The 15,517-nt window shown below is 53.6% G+C and carries 16 protein-coding genes; 4 read left to right on the forward strand and 12 right to left on the reverse strand.

What is annotated here, in order from left to right:
* Positions 1 to 9: 9 nt before the first annotated feature.
* The 6 genes from AC13H5_RS07865 to AC13H5_RS07890 form a co-directional block, all read right to left on the reverse strand.
* Complete coding sequence (locus AC13H5_RS07865; protein WP_214753302.1) at positions 10 to 987, reverse strand: hypothetical protein; 978 nt, start codon at positions 985 to 987, stop codon at positions 10 to 12.
* Complete coding sequence (locus tag AC13H5_RS07870) at positions 984 to 2,012, reverse strand: DUF58 domain-containing protein (protein ID WP_034777619.1); 1,029 nt, start codon at positions 2,010 to 2,012, stop codon at positions 984 to 986. The genes AC13H5_RS07865 and AC13H5_RS07870 overlap by 4 nt, the downstream gene beginning before the upstream one ends.
* 1 nt (position 2,013) lies before the next feature.
* The gene (locus AC13H5_RS07875; RefSeq protein ID WP_034777620.1) at positions 2,014 to 2,922 is read right to left on the reverse strand and encodes an AAA family ATPase; all 909 of its coding nucleotides are present in this window, start codon (positions 2,920 to 2,922) and stop codon (positions 2,014 to 2,016) included.
* 109 nt (positions 2,923 to 3,031) lie between these two features.
* Positions 3,032 to 3,205, reverse strand: coding sequence for a hypothetical protein (locus AC13H5_RS07880; RefSeq protein ID WP_483545570.1), 174 nt, complete (start codon positions 3,203 to 3,205; stop codon positions 3,032 to 3,034).
* A gap of 110 nt (positions 3,206 to 3,315) precedes the next feature.
* Positions 3,316 to 4,011 (reverse strand): amino acid ABC transporter permease, encoded by a 696-nt coding sequence (locus AC13H5_RS07885; RefSeq protein WP_483545571.1) that lies wholly within the window; start codon positions 4,009 to 4,011, stop codon positions 3,316 to 3,318.
* 6 nt (positions 4,012 to 4,017) lie between these two features.
* Complete coding sequence (locus AC13H5_RS07890; protein ID WP_029595448.1) at positions 4,018 to 4,866, reverse strand: transporter substrate-binding domain-containing protein; 849 nt, start codon at positions 4,864 to 4,866, stop codon at positions 4,018 to 4,020.
* A gap of 596 nt (positions 4,867 to 5,462) precedes the next feature.
* Between AC13H5_RS07890 and AC13H5_RS07895 the strand changes: the two genes are divergently transcribed.
* Positions 5,463 to 5,858: a hypothetical protein gene (locus AC13H5_RS07895; RefSeq protein WP_483545572.1), complete on the forward strand. Its 396-nt coding sequence runs from the start codon at positions 5,463 to 5,465 to the stop codon at positions 5,856 to 5,858.
* 80 nt (positions 5,859 to 5,938) lie between these two features.
* Positions 5,939 to 6,481 (forward strand): GNAT family N-acetyltransferase, encoded by a 543-nt coding sequence (locus AC13H5_RS07900; RefSeq protein WP_483545573.1) that lies wholly within the window; start codon positions 5,939 to 5,941, stop codon positions 6,479 to 6,481.
* 156 nt (positions 6,482 to 6,637) lie between these two features.
* Here the strand turns inward: AC13H5_RS07900 and AC13H5_RS07905 are convergent, their stop codons facing one another.
* From AC13H5_RS07905 to AC13H5_RS07915, 3 genes are read right to left on the reverse strand one after another with little or no spacing between them, the layout of a single operon-like run.
* Positions 6,638 to 7,087, reverse strand: coding sequence for a GNAT family N-acetyltransferase (locus AC13H5_RS07905; protein WP_214823539.1), 450 nt, complete (start codon positions 7,085 to 7,087; stop codon positions 6,638 to 6,640).
* A 17-nt stretch (positions 7,088 to 7,104) separates the two neighbouring features.
* Positions 7,105 to 7,821: an MBL fold metallo-hydrolase gene (locus AC13H5_RS07910; protein ID WP_483545574.1), complete on the reverse strand. Its 717-nt coding sequence runs from the start codon at positions 7,819 to 7,821 to the stop codon at positions 7,105 to 7,107.
* 14 nt (positions 7,822 to 7,835) lie between these two features.
* Positions 7,836 to 8,447 (reverse strand): NUDIX hydrolase, encoded by a 612-nt coding sequence (locus AC13H5_RS07915; protein ID WP_214707760.1) that lies wholly within the window; start codon positions 8,445 to 8,447, stop codon positions 7,836 to 7,838.
* Positions 8,448 to 8,613: 166 nt separating this feature from the next.
* On the opposite strand from AC13H5_RS07915, the gene AC13H5_RS07920 reads away from it, so the two are divergent.
* Positions 8,614 to 9,120 (forward strand): DinB family protein, encoded by a 507-nt coding sequence (locus tag AC13H5_RS07920; RefSeq protein WP_483545575.1) that lies wholly within the window; start codon positions 8,614 to 8,616, stop codon positions 9,118 to 9,120.
* Between the two features lie 65 nt (positions 9,121 to 9,185).
* On the opposite strand, the gene parC is transcribed toward AC13H5_RS07920, so the two are convergent.
* The 3 genes from parC to AC13H5_RS07935 form a co-directional block, all read right to left on the reverse strand.
* Positions 9,186 to 11,591 (reverse strand): DNA topoisomerase IV subunit A, encoded by a 2,406-nt coding sequence (gene parC, locus AC13H5_RS07925; protein WP_138859420.1) that lies wholly within the window; start codon positions 11,589 to 11,591, stop codon positions 9,186 to 9,188.
* Between the two features lie 2 nt (positions 11,592 to 11,593).
* Positions 11,594 to 13,561 (reverse strand): DNA topoisomerase IV subunit B, encoded by a 1,968-nt coding sequence (parE, locus tag AC13H5_RS07930; RefSeq protein WP_031200243.1) that lies wholly within the window; start codon positions 13,559 to 13,561, stop codon positions 11,594 to 11,596.
* A 129-nt stretch (positions 13,562 to 13,690) separates the two neighbouring features.
* On the reverse strand, positions 13,691 to 14,095 hold the full coding sequence (locus tag AC13H5_RS07935; RefSeq protein WP_483545576.1) for a CoA-binding protein: 405 nt from the start codon (positions 14,093 to 14,095) through the stop codon (positions 13,691 to 13,693).
* A 352-nt stretch (positions 14,096 to 14,447) separates the two neighbouring features.
* Here AC13H5_RS07935 and AC13H5_RS07940 point away from each other — a divergent pair, with 352 nt between their 5' ends.
* Entirely contained in the window at positions 14,448 to 15,503 is a 1,056-nt protein-coding gene (locus AC13H5_RS07940) for a GGDEF domain-containing protein (RefSeq protein WP_128122467.1), read from the forward strand.
* Positions 15,504 to 15,517 lie beyond the last annotated feature (14 nt).

Here is a 15,517-nt window from a genome sequence, read left to right on the forward strand (position 1 = left end):
TGGCTGGTCTTATTGTTTGAGCGTCTGTTTGACTTGCCGTTCGAACGCCTCGACGATCGGAGCCGGCGCTTCTTTCTCTCCGTACTCGGCCGCCTCCAGCCATGTGGCAAAGCGACTTCCTTCGGTAAATCCGATTCGTTCGAACCATTCCGAAACAGTCTCTTCGCGCTGGCGGGGATGCGCTTGTTCGAGACGTCTCCCGGCATCAAGCAGACGGACGTGCCGAGGAGCCCGTGTCGAGCGGCGAACCGAATCGGCCGCTTGATGGCGTTGCTTCGGCACCGTCACATCCTCATGGATTTCTTTTCGGCGTTGCACATAGATGAATAAAGCGATGACGCTGACGAGAACGACGAGAAACGTGACGACCAAGAATAGCGATTGATTCGTCGTCGATTCGAGTAACGTCTCGTTTGAAATCGTCTCGGCATCGATGTTCGGATTGTCCGGGACGAGGATACGGTTGACGCGATCGGTCGGATCGAGATTGACTCCGTCGAACCAACCGCCGATCCAAATCAGGATGGGCTGGATCCAGGCGACGAGATTGCCGAACAACAGCTCTTTGATGGTCCGGATGATTATCGCCAAACCGAGGCCGACCCCTAGGGCGACGACGAGCGTGGACAACATTCGTTTATAGTCACGGCGATAATACAGGCTCCGTTGCCAAAACAAGAACAAGAACGGGAAGACGATCATCGCCAGCGGCTGAGACGCCGGCGGGAACAACCAATCGACAATGAGGAAGAGCACACTTGCGATCGCATAACGGTCCGTCCAATCGAGAGTTCGGATAAAGGCGTGGACGTACGTGAACAACAGTAGCGTGATGCTCATCTCATACGAGAACAAGAGCGCGGCGATGCTCAGGGCCGTCTGCACCCCGAGCTGCCAGTTGCGCGGCAAGCGGAGCGTCAGCAGAAAGACGAGCGGAAACACGTGACCGACATAGAACGCGGCGAACACCCACCAAAGTAGTCTCATCGTCCGTCACCTCCCAGTCGTAAAATGGATTGGCTGCCGCCGTATTTAGCGACCTTCCGTTCGAACAACGACCGGGCGAGTGGGAAATCCCGTTCCGACAGGCAGGCGAGCGTCGTCATGACCTTGCGGAAATGCGTCTCACCGCTCCCCGGGGCGAGGTCATAGGTGATGCCTTCCTTCGTCAGGGTCGGGACGATCAGCCCATAGCTCGCGTTCTCTTTCTCGAAGTCGCGGCATAGCGCCGCCGCCTGCGAGATCAACCGTTCCATCTGATGGGTGAGAGCGCGCCCGTCTTTCGTCAACAAGTCGAGCACGACGACATATTCGTTCGCCTGGACGGGTTGCTCGGTACGGGCGAGCAGTTCACCTGTCTTCGCGTAGGCCGACCAATACAGTTGCCGCATCGGCTGTCCGTGATACGGCGCCACCGACTGGAACGTCTCCGGGTCACGGTAGGCGCTATGACGGACCATCTCTTCGCCTGGTAACGTCGGCGGACGTTTCGGGATCGGATAAGGCAGGAATTCAGGGAACACATACCCGATACGGTCGAGCGGATCTTCTTTATAGAGTGAGAACATACGGAGCGGGTCCCGGATCTCCATGCCGATCGCCTCCATGCGGATCGGACCACGCTTGATTGCCTTGAGTGGAAGCGTGTAGGCGACGGCCGCCTCACGACCGACAAAGTTCTCTTGGCGCCAGAAGGCGTGCGCCTCCGACTCGACGGTCGGATGGAGATAACCCGACAATCGGACGACGCCAAGGGGCACGGGCGCCGTCGAAATCAATTTGAGCGTATACGTCTCTTCATCGTTCGGGAACAGCTTCAGTTCGTCAGTCACTTCGACGTGGACGTACTCAGCGAGTCGGAATAATAACTCCGGCATGATGAGCGCATACAGGCTGAACCCGATAATCACACTCGCGAGGAAGACGTTCCCGTATAGGGCGGTGAACACCCCGACGACGAACAAGAGCCACATATACCCGGACTCGAGGTAGCGAGGGCTGACGAGTTGCATGTCACACCTCTGACGGGACCGGGATGGTCTCCAAAACGGACTTGATCAATTTGGACGGCTTCGTCTTGAGCGACGCCTCCACCGTCAACACGATCCGGTGGCCGAGGATGGGCAGGGCGAGCGCGCGAATGTCTTCAGGCGTGACGTAATCCCGTCCGTCCATATAGGCGTGCGCCCGGGCTGCCATCGTATAGGCGAGCGTCGCCCGCGGGCTCGGTCCGACCTCGATGTCTCGGTGATGACGGAGCGCCTCGACGAAATCGAGCAGATAATCCTCCATCGCCTCGTGAAACAAGACGTCACGGACGGCTTGCTGCATCTCGACAAGCTCGGTCTGTTGCAACGTGAACGGAGCCGCACTCAAATGCTCATTCCGCAGCAACCGGCGTTCCGACTCTCGTGACAGCGGGGCGAGTGACAGTTTGAATAAGAAGCGGTCAAGCTGCGCCTGAGGCAGCGGGAACGTCCCTTGCCCGTCGAACGGGTTTTGCGTCGCGATGACGAAGAACGGGTCTGGTAAACGAAGCGACACCTCGCCGAGCGTCACTTGCCGCTCCTGCATCGCCTCTAACAGTGCCGACTGCGTCCGTGGTGTCGTCCGGTTGATCTCATCGACGAGTAAAATCGACGTGAAGATTGGGCCCGTTCTCCGTTCGAACGTGCCTGTCGTCGGATTGAACAGTTCCATCCCTAAAATGTCACTCGGTAACGTGTCCGGCGTACACTGTACCCGTTGGAATGCGGCCGAGACCGAGGTGGCCAGGCTACGTGCGAGCGTCGTCTTCCCTGTCCCCGGTCGGTCCTCGAGCAGGACGTGTCCCCCAGAGAGGAGGGCGATCGTCGACAGCTTGATCGCCTTTGACTGCCCGATCACTTGATCGTTTAAATGTGTCGTCCATTGTTGCACCATAATAAAATTCCCCCGTCTATTTTCTGATAATTAAGAAAATCATAGCACACTCGCGGTCCGAGATGGAACGCTAAAGACCAGTGCTTCAAAATATGTACGTCACGTGTGGTCAATCCGAAGAGGCCGTCTTCGCTCTTTTCTGGCTCGGGAACTTAAAAACCAAGTAATAAAGGACAATCATACTCGTGTATGGGTTTAAGGCACTGACCCATGCCGGTCCATCGAACAAAATATACGTGAGTGTGATGAGGCCGGATGCGACGAATAATAGCTTTGAGAACATAGGTGATGTGTCTCCTTTGAAGCGAAATATAGAATAAGTTGACTATACCATGTCACTTTCGCGATAACCGCCCGACAAAAAAACTGACCTGCCTGTAGGAGGCAAGTCAGTCATCGCTTCGGTGTATCCAAATAGCGTTCAAAATGCCGTTCGAGCCAATCTTGGAAGAACGACATGAACGTACAGATGCCCCAGTAGATGAGGGCGACGACCAGATAGACGGTCATATAGTCGAACTCCCGGCCCCCGACGATCTTCGCCTTGTTGAAAATTTCAGGGACGGTGATCATGGCGGCGAGCGAACTCGCTTTAATCAAATCGAGGAACACGTTCGAAAGCGGGGGGAGCGCGATTCGCGTCGCCTGCGGCAAGATGACCCCTTTGAGCGTCAGCCACTTGTTCATCCCGAGCGAGCGGGCCGCCTCGACCTGTCCCGGATCGACGGCACGGATCGCCGACCGGATAATCTCAGCGATATAGGCCGCCGAGTTCAGACTGAACCCGATGACCGCCGCCGTCAGCGCCGCGAACTCGATACCGATGAATGGAAATCCTGAATATAAGATGAACAAGATGATCAGGATCGGTACGCCCCGCATGAACGAGATATAGAACGTCGACGGGAACCGAAGCATCCGCGACGGTGACAGTTTCCCAAGGGCAAACACGAGACCCAGCAACAAGCCGAAGAACATGCTGACGAATGAGATCCAAAGCGTGTTCGGCAAGCCGCCTAACAAATAAGGGAACGAACGCACAGCCAGGTCGACGTCAAAGATTGCTTCCCATTTCACACCTTCGAACATGACCGCTTAGTCCAATTCGACGATCGTCGCGTCGACGTCCGGTTCTACCGAGACATCGGCTCCGTTATAGAACGTTTCCGACAATTCTTTCACCGTACCGTCTTCAAGCATCTCGCCAAGGACGCGGTCGATGTTCTCTTGGAGCTCTGCGTTCTCTTTGTCCATCAAGAACGCGACTTCCTGTGGGTTATAGGCGATATCCGGGTGGATCGTGATATCGAAGTCCGGGAAGAAGGCGAGGGCGAGTGTCTGAAGATAGTAGTCGTTCAAGATGACGTCGGTCCGTCCTGTCGAGACGTCACGAAGGTACTGGTCGTTCGTCGCGTTGTCATAGATGACTTCCTCGGCTCCGTATTGACGTGCCACGTCCATAAAGACGGTCGTCGCTTCACCAGCGGCCTTTTTGCCTTTCAAATCCTCAATTGATTCGATGCCAGACAAATCGCTCTTGCGAACGATGGCCGTCCCGTACGTGTACTTGTACGGTGTGGAGAAGGCGAACTTCTCTTTCCGGTCCTCTGTGACCGAGATATCGTTCGCTGCGACGTCAACTTGTCCGTTTTGGACGCTCGTCAACATGTTGTCGAACGCCATCTCTTTGAATTGGACCTCAAGGTCAAGACGTTTCCCGACCTCTTTCATGAGCTCGACGTCAAACCCAGTCAGTGTATCGCTATCTTCTTCACGGAACGAGGCGGGATAGAGTGTACCGGCCGTACCGACCGTGAGCGTACCGTCTTCTTTGATTTCGTCCCAGCGCGAAGTTTCGGCCTGATCGGTGCTAGAATCACCACACGCCGCGAGCGGGACAGCCAATAATAGGGATGCTGCCAAACCTTTTGTCATACGTTTCATTCAAGTTCCTCCTTAAGTTATCATCTGTCTAAAAATAGCATGACATACGCTTACAGGCAACTCCTAAGAGCGGATGAACAGCGTTAAAGTTATTTTTGAAACATAAATCCATAAAGCGCTAACATGTTGATGAATGAAGGATTCAGGTTAGTGACACAGAATGTTGAATTCGACGAAACAGATGTAGACTTGTACAAAAAATAGTTGTGCGAATGGGAAGGACCATTATCCAACAATGAGTAAAATCGAATCAAAGAATCGTTGATGTTCGCTATGATGTATTAAACAGAAAGAGGAGTTTCATAGCAATCTAGCAAATTATGTAACAGGGGGTTGATGAACGACGAGCAACCAGCTTAAAATCAGTTACAATAATCTAGCTACGGGAGATGGACCAACCATGACAGTTATGACGATAATCATCGTTTTAGCAATTGGCTTAATCACGCTTATGATTGGACTCTTTACAAAGAAAAGATGGGTGACAATCCTGTCGCTCATTCCACTAGGATTGTCACTTTGGAATTTGATGACCCTATTCTCGATGGGTATGTAATGTAGGCATGAGATGATGACAGCAGAAGAAGGGGATGCACGTGGAGAAATGGGAAAGATGGACCGTCAATCCAGAGATACCGGCCAAACTATATCTGCAGGCGCTAATTGATGATAAAGACGGATTAAGACTCGTGTTTACCGATGCGCATGAAAACACACATACATTTTTGTTTGACGGACTAGTGCTGTCGTATCGAAATACAGACGAAGGAACGCTTATTAGAACGCTAGAACATTTATACAAACATTATGACCCTGATTTTTTTGGCGACTGGACACTCTTTCAAGTGACTGATTCAAACTATTTAAAATGGCTAGCTGAAGAATCAACAAACATTTACGAAACGATTTATAATATTCAGCATTACGTGTTCCTGACATCAAATGATGTAATTGAAGTGTTGTCGACAGAACCACCGACTTTGATTTCATGACCGCCACTTTATGGCTAGTCTAGTGAGACCATTTGGTTCTGGCATGGAGCGGTCATTACATATGAAGGGAGAAAGATGCAATGGAAGAAGCCCCGAACATCTCGATCAAAGCGTTAGATGAGTATTCCATCAGCGTCGTGAACGAAGCCAATAATCCGTTTCCAGTCATCGGGAAAATCATTCCGAGCTTTTGTGACGGGATTTGGACGTATGAGGAACAGTTATATGAGAAAGCCCGTGTGACAAGCTTTCCAGACGATTTGCTGGACTGGTCTGAATACATCAACAGTGAGGACAAACAAGTATTCTTGGCGTTCGACGAGACGACATGTATCGGACAGATCCGTGTGGTGAAAGACTGGAACCGTTTTGCGTATATCGAGAACATCGCGGTCCGTAATAGCTATCGACACAGCGGGATTGGCCATTTGCTGTTGCAAGTTGCAGAGACGTGGGCAAACGAGCACTCGTTGCTTGGATTGTCGCTCGAAGCGCAGAACGATAACGTGATCGCATGTCGATTTTATGCGAAAGAAGGGTTCGCGCTCGGCGGTGTCGATACGCTCAAACAGACCGCCAATCCGAACATCGATATGACGTTGTATTGGTACAAGATATTCTGATTTTTTTCGAGAGGAGAGATGTCATATCTGCCATCAATTTTCTCTATTTTTCTATTAGTTAACATAACATATATTATCAGTAAAAATAAAACTCCGTCTCAATTCTTTAGTATACTTAAAGTAGTGAGACGGAATGTGAAATTTGACGAAAGGGATTCAAGTTCGCGTAAAACGGATCAATGTGACGCCCGGTTCGGGTTCAAACTCGGCACTCGGTTCGAACCCGAGCTTCGTGTACAGTTTCTTGGCCGGTCCGTTATGTTTGCCGGTGTGCACATAGACGAGTTTGTCCTCGTGCAAGCTGAGCACGTGTTCGAGCAACGTCGTCGCAAGTCTCGCCCTGAAATATCTAGGGTCGATGCACAGTTTCGTGACCTCGACCGTGTTCTCAGCCGCTTCAATCGTGATAAAGCCAATCAACCGCCCGTCGTTATACAAACCAAAGCTCGTACCGGGCAGATTCTGGATCACCTCGACCGTCTCATAACGCGCTGGGATCTCATCGAAACCGATCAGCTCGGCCTCGACCGCATAAGCGTTTCGTTGAATCTCGAGCATTTGCTCGGCCAGTTGATAATCTGTCGTCTGAATCTCGCGTAATTCCACCTGTGAGCACCCCCGGATTATCGTAAAAATAGACGTGCTTGCTTGCGTTTGGCCCGCTTCAGTGCCAAATAGAGCCGATGTGTCCCGGCGACTGGTTGCCCATGACCGACGAATGTACGTTGCGGTGCGAGATCGATTAACTTCTCCGCCTGCTCTAACGCTGCACGCTTATCCCATGTTGCGATACCCGGCAGCGGGAACAACGGACGAACGTCCCCTGCCACGGCGACTCCCCCACGCGTCTGAAATGCATCTCCCGCAAACAAAATCCGCTCTTTCTCATCGAAAAAAGCAATCGAACCAGGGGTATGACCCGCTGCCGGATAGACCCGTAAGCCGAACAGCCGCTCACCTGGGTCAAGCAATTTATCCGGCAAGGAGTGGATTTTCGGGAGAGAACCCTTCAGTTTGAGAGCCCGCTCGTCCGGGTCAGTCGTCCGGTCCCCTTCAAGGAGACGGGCGTCGCGCCTCGAGACGTACAGCTCGGCATGAGGATGGGCTTTCAAAATCGTATCGACACCGCCGACATGATCCCCATGGGCATGCGTCAACAATATAGCGAGAAGCGGGCGTTCAAACGTCTCGATATACGCTAAAATCGATTCCGCGTTCTGCGCGAGCCCTGTATCGATCAAGACAAGCCCGAGCTCACGTTCAATCAGTTGGACGTTGATGGGTAAGATGGGTGCGAAAAACGTCAGTTGATGGACGTGATCAAAACGTGTGACTTTCATGGAATCCCCTCCCCTTAATCGAATAACGTGGTCCAATCTTCTTGCCAACGGGCCTCAAAACACATATAGAGCTGCTCTCGCGTGTTCCGCGCAAGTGACAAAGGTGGTAAGGTGTCTCGTGTAAAGAACGCAACCTCGCTCGTCTCATGACTAATTTGCGCCTCTCCACCAATCAACTCGCATTCGATAAACAGTTTATAGTAATGCTGCGACAACGGCGGATGGTCGTGATGATGCATGTCGAACAAAGCAAGCAGCCGAATCGGTGCGACGTCGAAACCGGCCTCTTCCTCGATCTCTTTGATGATGTTCTCTGCCGGGGACAGTCCGATCTCACAAAAGCCGCCCGGAAGCGTCCAAAGTCCGTCTGACCTTTCCTTGACGAGTAACACTGCGTCATCCTTGAAGACGACGCCTCGGACGTCGAGCTTCGGTGTCGGATAACCATCGACGTGGGTCAATTCGGTGATTTCATGCAAAGCAAGATTAGATTGTTGCTCGAACATCTCGGTCGCGATTCGTTGGAGTTCGAGGTAACGTTCTCGATCGAACTCGTCTTTCGTAAACGTCAAGCCAGCCTGTGACAGCGCCTGTAGCCGCTTGGCCCAATCGAGCCACTGTGACATACGTATCCCCCCATGATTTGTCCTCCTGTCCCATTCGCCAAAAGGGATCGTTGTTCCTTTTAGAAATACCCGCTCCTAAGAGAAACTAATGTGACATGGAGTTGAAAAAATCAGCTGATGCCCCCGTGTTATACTGGATAGAGAATCAAATCGAAGGAGGTTGGACATGCCGATTTCACTGTTATCCCAGTTCAAAGCAGACTTGGACGGCTATACCGAGCGGCAGCTCCGTTATCAGGCAGCAGCAGACGTCTGGTCAATCGGACAGATGTACGACCATATCATCGTGGTGGCCGAGGAATATGCGGACGAGATTGACCGGTGTCTCGCTTCCACTGAAGAACAACCGCTCGGGAAGACCGAGTTCGGTGAACGATTGTTCCGGATGGGTGGTTTCCCACCGGTCAAAATCCGCTTACCTGATGAGATGAACCAACCCCCGAACAACACGGACAAGCGCGAGACGCTCGAACGACGAATCGACGAGTTATCTGCACGCTTGAACCGCCTTGAACCGCTCGCCCGCGCGGCAAACCCTGACGTCAAAGCCCGACATGGCGGTTTCGGTTGGCTGAACGCCCAGGAATGGTACGACCTCATCGAGATGCATAGCCGTCATCATTTGCGCCAACAGGCCGATTTGGAGCGCTATCTGATAAAGGCGGAGCTTTGAATCCATAAGAAAAACCCTGTATCAAAGACAATCGTCTCTGGTACAGGGTTTTCTTTAGTTCGATCTCAATCGAGGTACACGTCCTCAATCTCACCGAACGTCTCTTCATCAAACACGAATGAGCCGTTGGCGTAGCGGTCCAAGAGCGTCAATTGCTTCGTCTTGACAGTCTTCGCTTTCTCTTTCCCGATGATGTGGAGCGTTTCATCGTCATGCACCGGGAGCACACGACGAATCTGGTGCGGTTTCGATTTGACTTCGCGGATGAGCATCGTCCCGCGCAAGTTGCGGTTCGTGCAGTCGAACTGATCCTCGAGCTTCATCTTCTTGACCGCTCCACGTTGCGTCACGAGGACGAACAGCGGCGGTGTGAAGAAGGCAAAGGCATCGGCGACCACATCGCCATCTTTCAAGTTCATCGCTTTGACGCCGGCGGCACGTTGGCCGACGACCGGAACATCGTCTTCTTTGAACCAGAGGCCATAGCCGCGCTCAGAGACGAGGAACAGTTGTCCTGGCCCGTCACTGATGCCCGCGAAGACGACCTCGTCGTCACCTTTTAACTTGAGCGCCATGAGCGCTTTCGACTTGCGTTGGGCGTCATAGTCACGGAGCGGCGTCCGTTTGACCATGCCTTCACGCGTGACGAACAGGCAATGCGCGTCGGTGTCGAACGTCGAGACGACATCGGCCGAAACGACTTGTTCGCCTTCGATTGGCACAAGGTTGGCGACATGCTGGCCTGCGTCTTTCCATTTCGACTCTGGAATCTGATGGACCGGGATGAGCAAGTAACTGCCTTTGTTCGTCCAGACGAGCAAGTGATCCGTCGTCATCGCCTGGGTGACGAGGACGGGACGGTCTTTCTGCTTCATCTCCGGCATCTCGTCGCTCGAGGCGCCATATGAGCGCATCGATGAACGTTTGACGTACCCGTCGCGGCTGACGAACACCATCGTCTCTTCGACGGCGATCATGACCTCTGTCTTCAGTTTCAACTCTTCGACTTCCGATTCGATGACCGAGCGCCGTGCGTCGCCGAACTCGTCACGGAGTGCGGTCAACTCTTTCGAGATGAGCTTCCGTTTCGTCGCGTCGACGTTCAAGATGTTGGCGAGGCGAGCAATCTCTTTTTGGAGCGCCTTCGCCTCTTTTTGGAGCTCGACGATATCCGTGTTCGTCAACCGATACAGTTGGAGCATGACGACCGCTTCGGCTTGACGGTCCGTGAACGAGAACCGCTCCATGAGCTTCTGTTTCGCCTCGGACTTGTCTTTGGCCGAACGGATGAGTTCGAGCGTCTCGTCTAGGACCGAGATGGCCTGTTCGAGCGCGTCGACAATCTCGGCGCGTTTCTTCGCCTGATCGAGCTCGAACGTCGTGCGACGGGTGACGACTTCTTCGACGTGCTTCAAGTACGCGTCGATGATCGACAAGAGACCCATCTGTTTCGGTGTCCGGTTGACGATGGCGACCATGTTGTAGTTGTAGGCGAGCTGCAGATCGGTATGCTTCAAGAAGAAATGGAGCACACCTTCCGCATCGGCTTCCTTCTTCAATTCGATGACGACGCGGACGCCGGTCCGGTCGGTCTCGTCACGGACTTCGGCGACACCTTCGACTTTGCGGTCGAGACGGAGCTCTTCCATCTTCTTGACGAGGTTCGCCTTGTTCACCTCATACGGGAGTTCGGTGATGGTGATCTGTTCACGGCCTCCCTTAAGTGGCTCGATGACCGATTTGGCACGGATGATGACCTTGCCTTTTCCGGTCTCGAACGCCTTCAAGATGCCGTCTTTGCCCATGACAATCCCGCCAGACGGGAAGTCAGGTCCTTGCATATAACGGAATGCGTCATTCGTCGTCTCGACCTCACCTTTCAAGCGGGCGATGGCGAGGTTGAGCACCTCGGTCAAGTTGTGCGGCGGGATCTCGGTCGCATAACCGGCAGAGATCCCCGTCGTCCCGTTCATGAGCAGGTTCGGGAGGAGTGACGGCAAGACGAGCGGCTCTTCGGTCGAATCGTCGAAGTTCGGCGTATAGTCGACCGTATTCTTCGAGATCGATGTCAGCATGACGCCGGCAATCTTCGACAGACGGGCCTCGGTATACCGCATCGCGGCGGCCGAGTCGCCGTCCATCGAGCCGTTGTTCCCGTGCATGTCGATGAGCGGGTAACGCAACTTCCAGTCCTGCGATAGGCGTACCATCGCCTCATAGACGGAACTGTCACCGTGCGGGTGATAGTTACCGATGACGTTACCGACCGTCTTGGCTGATTTGCGGTACGGTTTCTCGTTCGTGTTGCCTTCATGGTGCATCGCATACAGGATGCGGCGCTGAACGGGTTTGAGCCCGTCGCGCGCGTCCGGGAGGGCCCGGTCCTGGATGATATATTTCGAGTAACGCCCGAAGCGGTCACCGACGACCTGTTCGAGCGACAAGTTTAAAATGTGTTGAATCGTCGACATCGTTACATCACTTCCTCAATCGCTTTAGTCACGTGTTCATTGGCGATGATCGAATCATCTTCCTGGAGGCCGAAGGCGACGTTCTCCTCGATCCATTCCCGGCGATGGGCGACATTGTCTCCCATGAGCACCGAGACACGCTTGTCGGCGACGGCAGCATCGTCGACCGTGACACGGATGAGCGTCCGTGTGTCGGGGTTCATCGTCGTCTCCCATAGCTGGTCGGCGTTCATCTCACCGAGACCTTTGTAGCGCTGGAGGATATAGCCCTTCTTATACACTTTGACGAGCTTCTCGAGCGCCTCTTCGTCCCAAGCGTACTCGAACTGTTCCGACTTGCCTTTCCCTTTCGAAATCCGATAAAGCGGCGGCAAGGCGACGAACACTTTGCCGGCCTCGACGAGCGGGCGCATATAACGGAAGAAGAACGTCAACAGGAGCACTTGGATGTGGGCCCCGTCCGTATCGGCATCGGTCATGATGATGATTTTGTCGAAATTGCAGTCCTCAAGGTCGAAGTCGTGGCCGACCCCGGCCCCGATCGCGTGGATGATCGTATTGATTTCCTCATTCTTCATGATGTCCTGGAGTTTCGACTTCTCCGAGTTGATGACCTTCCCGCGCAGCGGCAGGATGGCCTGGAACGTCCGGTCACGACCCTGTTTGGCCGAACCGCCGGCCGAGTCACCCTCGACGAGGAACAGTTCGTTCTTGGCGGCGTTTTTCGACGTCGCCGGCGTCAGTTTTCCGTTCAAGATGCTCGAACGTTTCTTCTTCTTGCCGTTGCGCGCCTCTTCCCGGGCTTTCCGGGCGGCTTCGCGGGCCTGGGCGGCGCGGATCGCCTTCTTGATGAGCATCGTCGCCATCTGCGGGTTCTCCTCGAGGAAAATCGTCAGTTGTTTGGCCATGACACCATCAGCGCTCGTACGGGCCTCGGGCGAACCGAGTTTCGATTTCGTCTGCCCCTCGAACTGGAGGAACTCTTCCGGGATCCGTACCGAGACGATGAGCGTCAAGCCTTCGCGGACGTCACCGCCGTCGAGGTTCTTGTCTTTTTCTTTCAACAATCCGTTCTTACGGGCGTACTCATTCACGATGCGGGTCATCGCCGTCTTGGCGCCGACCTCGTGCGTGCCGCCGTCACGAGTCCGGACGTTGTTGACGAACGAGAGGACGTTCTCAGAATAGGCGTCCGTGAACTGGAAGGCGAGCTCGAGCTCGATATCGTTCTCCGTCCCTTCGAAATAGACGATCGGATGAAGCGTCGCCTTGTCGTCGTTCAAATATTGGACGAACTCGGCAATCCCTTCCTCGTAATGGAACGTCTCTTCTTTATCCGAACGCTCGTCCGTCAACGTGATTGTCAATCCTTTTAACAGGAATGCCGATTCACGGAGCCGTTCAGCGAGCGTGTCGTAGTTATATGTCGTCGTCGAGAAGATCGAGGCGTCCGGTTTGAAGTAGACGCTCGTCCCCGTCTGACGCGTCTTCCCGGTCTCGAGGAGCGTCGTCTGCGGAATCCCACCGTCGGCAAACGTCTGCTCGAACACTTTGCCGTCGCGATAAATCGTGACGAGGACCTTGCTCGAGAGTGCATTCACGACCGAGGCGCCGACCCCGTGGAGTCCGCCTGACGTCTTGTAGCCGCCTTGGCCGAACTTACCGCCGGCGTGGAGGACCGTGAAGATGACCTCTGGCGTCGGTTTGCCGGAGGCGTGCATCCCAGTCGGCATACCACGCCCGTGGTCGCGTACCGTAATGGCGTCATCTTTATGGATGGTCACGTCGATTTGGCCACCGAATCCGGCGAGCGCCTCATCGATCGCGTTATCGACGATCTCATAGACGAGATGGTGCAAGCCGCGATGGTCGGTCGAACCGATATACATCCCCGGACGTTTCCGGACAGCAGTCAGTCCTTCGAGCACCTGGATGGCGTCTTCATTGTAATTAAATAAGTCTGTTGACATCTTCGTCACCTCAATTTCGAACACACGTTCGTTTTTCTATCCTATTGTATAGCTGTTTTTAGATTCTGGCAAGCCTCCCTCCGCGAGCGGGGCTCGTGAAAAAAAGGAGACCTACCAAGGAGGTAGGTCTTAACCGAGAAGGCGGGCGTGCTCGACATAGATGCATCGATTTTCGATGTAGTCGAGTCCGGCATCGCGAGCGATCCACTCGGCGTCCGGGCTGGTGAGCCCGAGCTGGTTGAAGACGAGACCGACATCCCCATGTCGGACCGCATCTTCGGCCACGCCGGCCAAATACTGATTGCGTCGGAAGACGTCGACGATATCGACGCGTCCCGGGATGCTCTCGACCGTCGGATAGACTTTGCGTCCGTTCCACGTCTCGAGCGTCGGATTGACAGGGATGACCGTGTAACCTTGCAACAGCAGATACTCTGCGATTTGGTTCGCGGTCTTGTTCGGGTTCGCTGACACGCCGACGACAGCGATCGTCTTCGCTTCGGTGAGCCATTGTTTCAAACGTTGATCGTCCATCCTGAAATCCCCCTTTTGTTTACGTTCTCAGTGTACCTTTACCTGAATCACCGTTTCAAGCTTTATTTTCTTTTATCATACAACTGTAACTCTTTCAAATTTTTAAAACAAATCAATTGGTTCACCATAACTTATTATGTAAACCATGATATATGACATAATTTTTCTGGTTCACAGGTCGATGTGTGTCTCGGATGAAAATGACGCGTGAACGAACGTTGCGTGAAATATCTATTTCACGCAATTATATGTACGATTTAAAGGCGTTTGTGCGTGTCGGTTTTAATCGATTGTTGGATAGGCATGGGCAAATGAGGATGGGTTCGGTATACTGAAAAAAGGAGGTGTTCGCGTGGGAACAGCCTATGAGGAACGTCGCGGTACACTATATAATTACCGCATCACTTTTTATGGGAACGTGTTCGCTTGGCTCATCCATGTCGTGTTCTTAATCACGTTTTGGCGACTTGACGTAACCGTCCTTGCCTGGTCGAACGTACTCAGCGTTCTTTATTACACATTGTCTTTTTATTTTGTACATAAACGATATTATCGGACGTTCTTCATCGGTCTCTTCGTCGAGGTCGTCTATAACGCCATCATCTCGACAATCGTCCTCGGCTGGGGCGCGAACGTCCACTACTTCATCCTCACGGTCGCCTATGGCGTGTTCTTCATGCCGAACGTGAGCCGGGCCATCCGAATCGCCTCGACGATGCTCGCCATGGGAATCTATGGCTATTTATATGTGAACGTGACGGACGGGACATCGCCGCTCGGCCCGACCCTCGAGCAAGTCATCGGGGTGACGTGTTTACTCGCGACCATCGCCTTGATCGCCGGGCTGTCATTCATCTTCGAAGGGGCGGTCGTCGAGGTGACGTCCGAACTCGAACAGACGAACGAACGGCTACATACCCTCGCCTCGCGGGACGGTCTGACCGGTCTCTATAATCGTACGACCGGATACCGTTTAATCGAAGAGGCGATCCGTGAAGCGGTCTTGTCGGGACGCCCGTATGCGGTCGTCTTGGCCGACATCGACCATTTCAAGTCGTTCAATGAACGGCATGGTCACGACTGCGGCGACCTCGTGCTCAAACAAGTCGCCTCTGCGCTCACGCGGACCGACGGCATTGCCGTCCGTTGGGGCGGCGAGGAGTTCCTCTTGTTCTTGACGAACCAGTCAGAGGATGAGGCGGCGCAAGCAATCGACCACCTGAGACAGCAAATCAAATCACTCGAGACGATTTATGAGGGACGACGGCTCAGCGTGACAATGACATTCGGTGTCACGACACACCGTGGGTTCAAGCCTGTCGACACGCTCGTCAAAGAGGCGGACGACCGGCTCCGGGCCGGGAAACAGGCCGGGAAAGACCGCATCGTCACGTCAATCCATCATTAAGCGAGGAGCGATTT

It is taken from the genome of Exiguobacterium sp. FD-YE-25-4 (genome assembly GCF_057004685.1).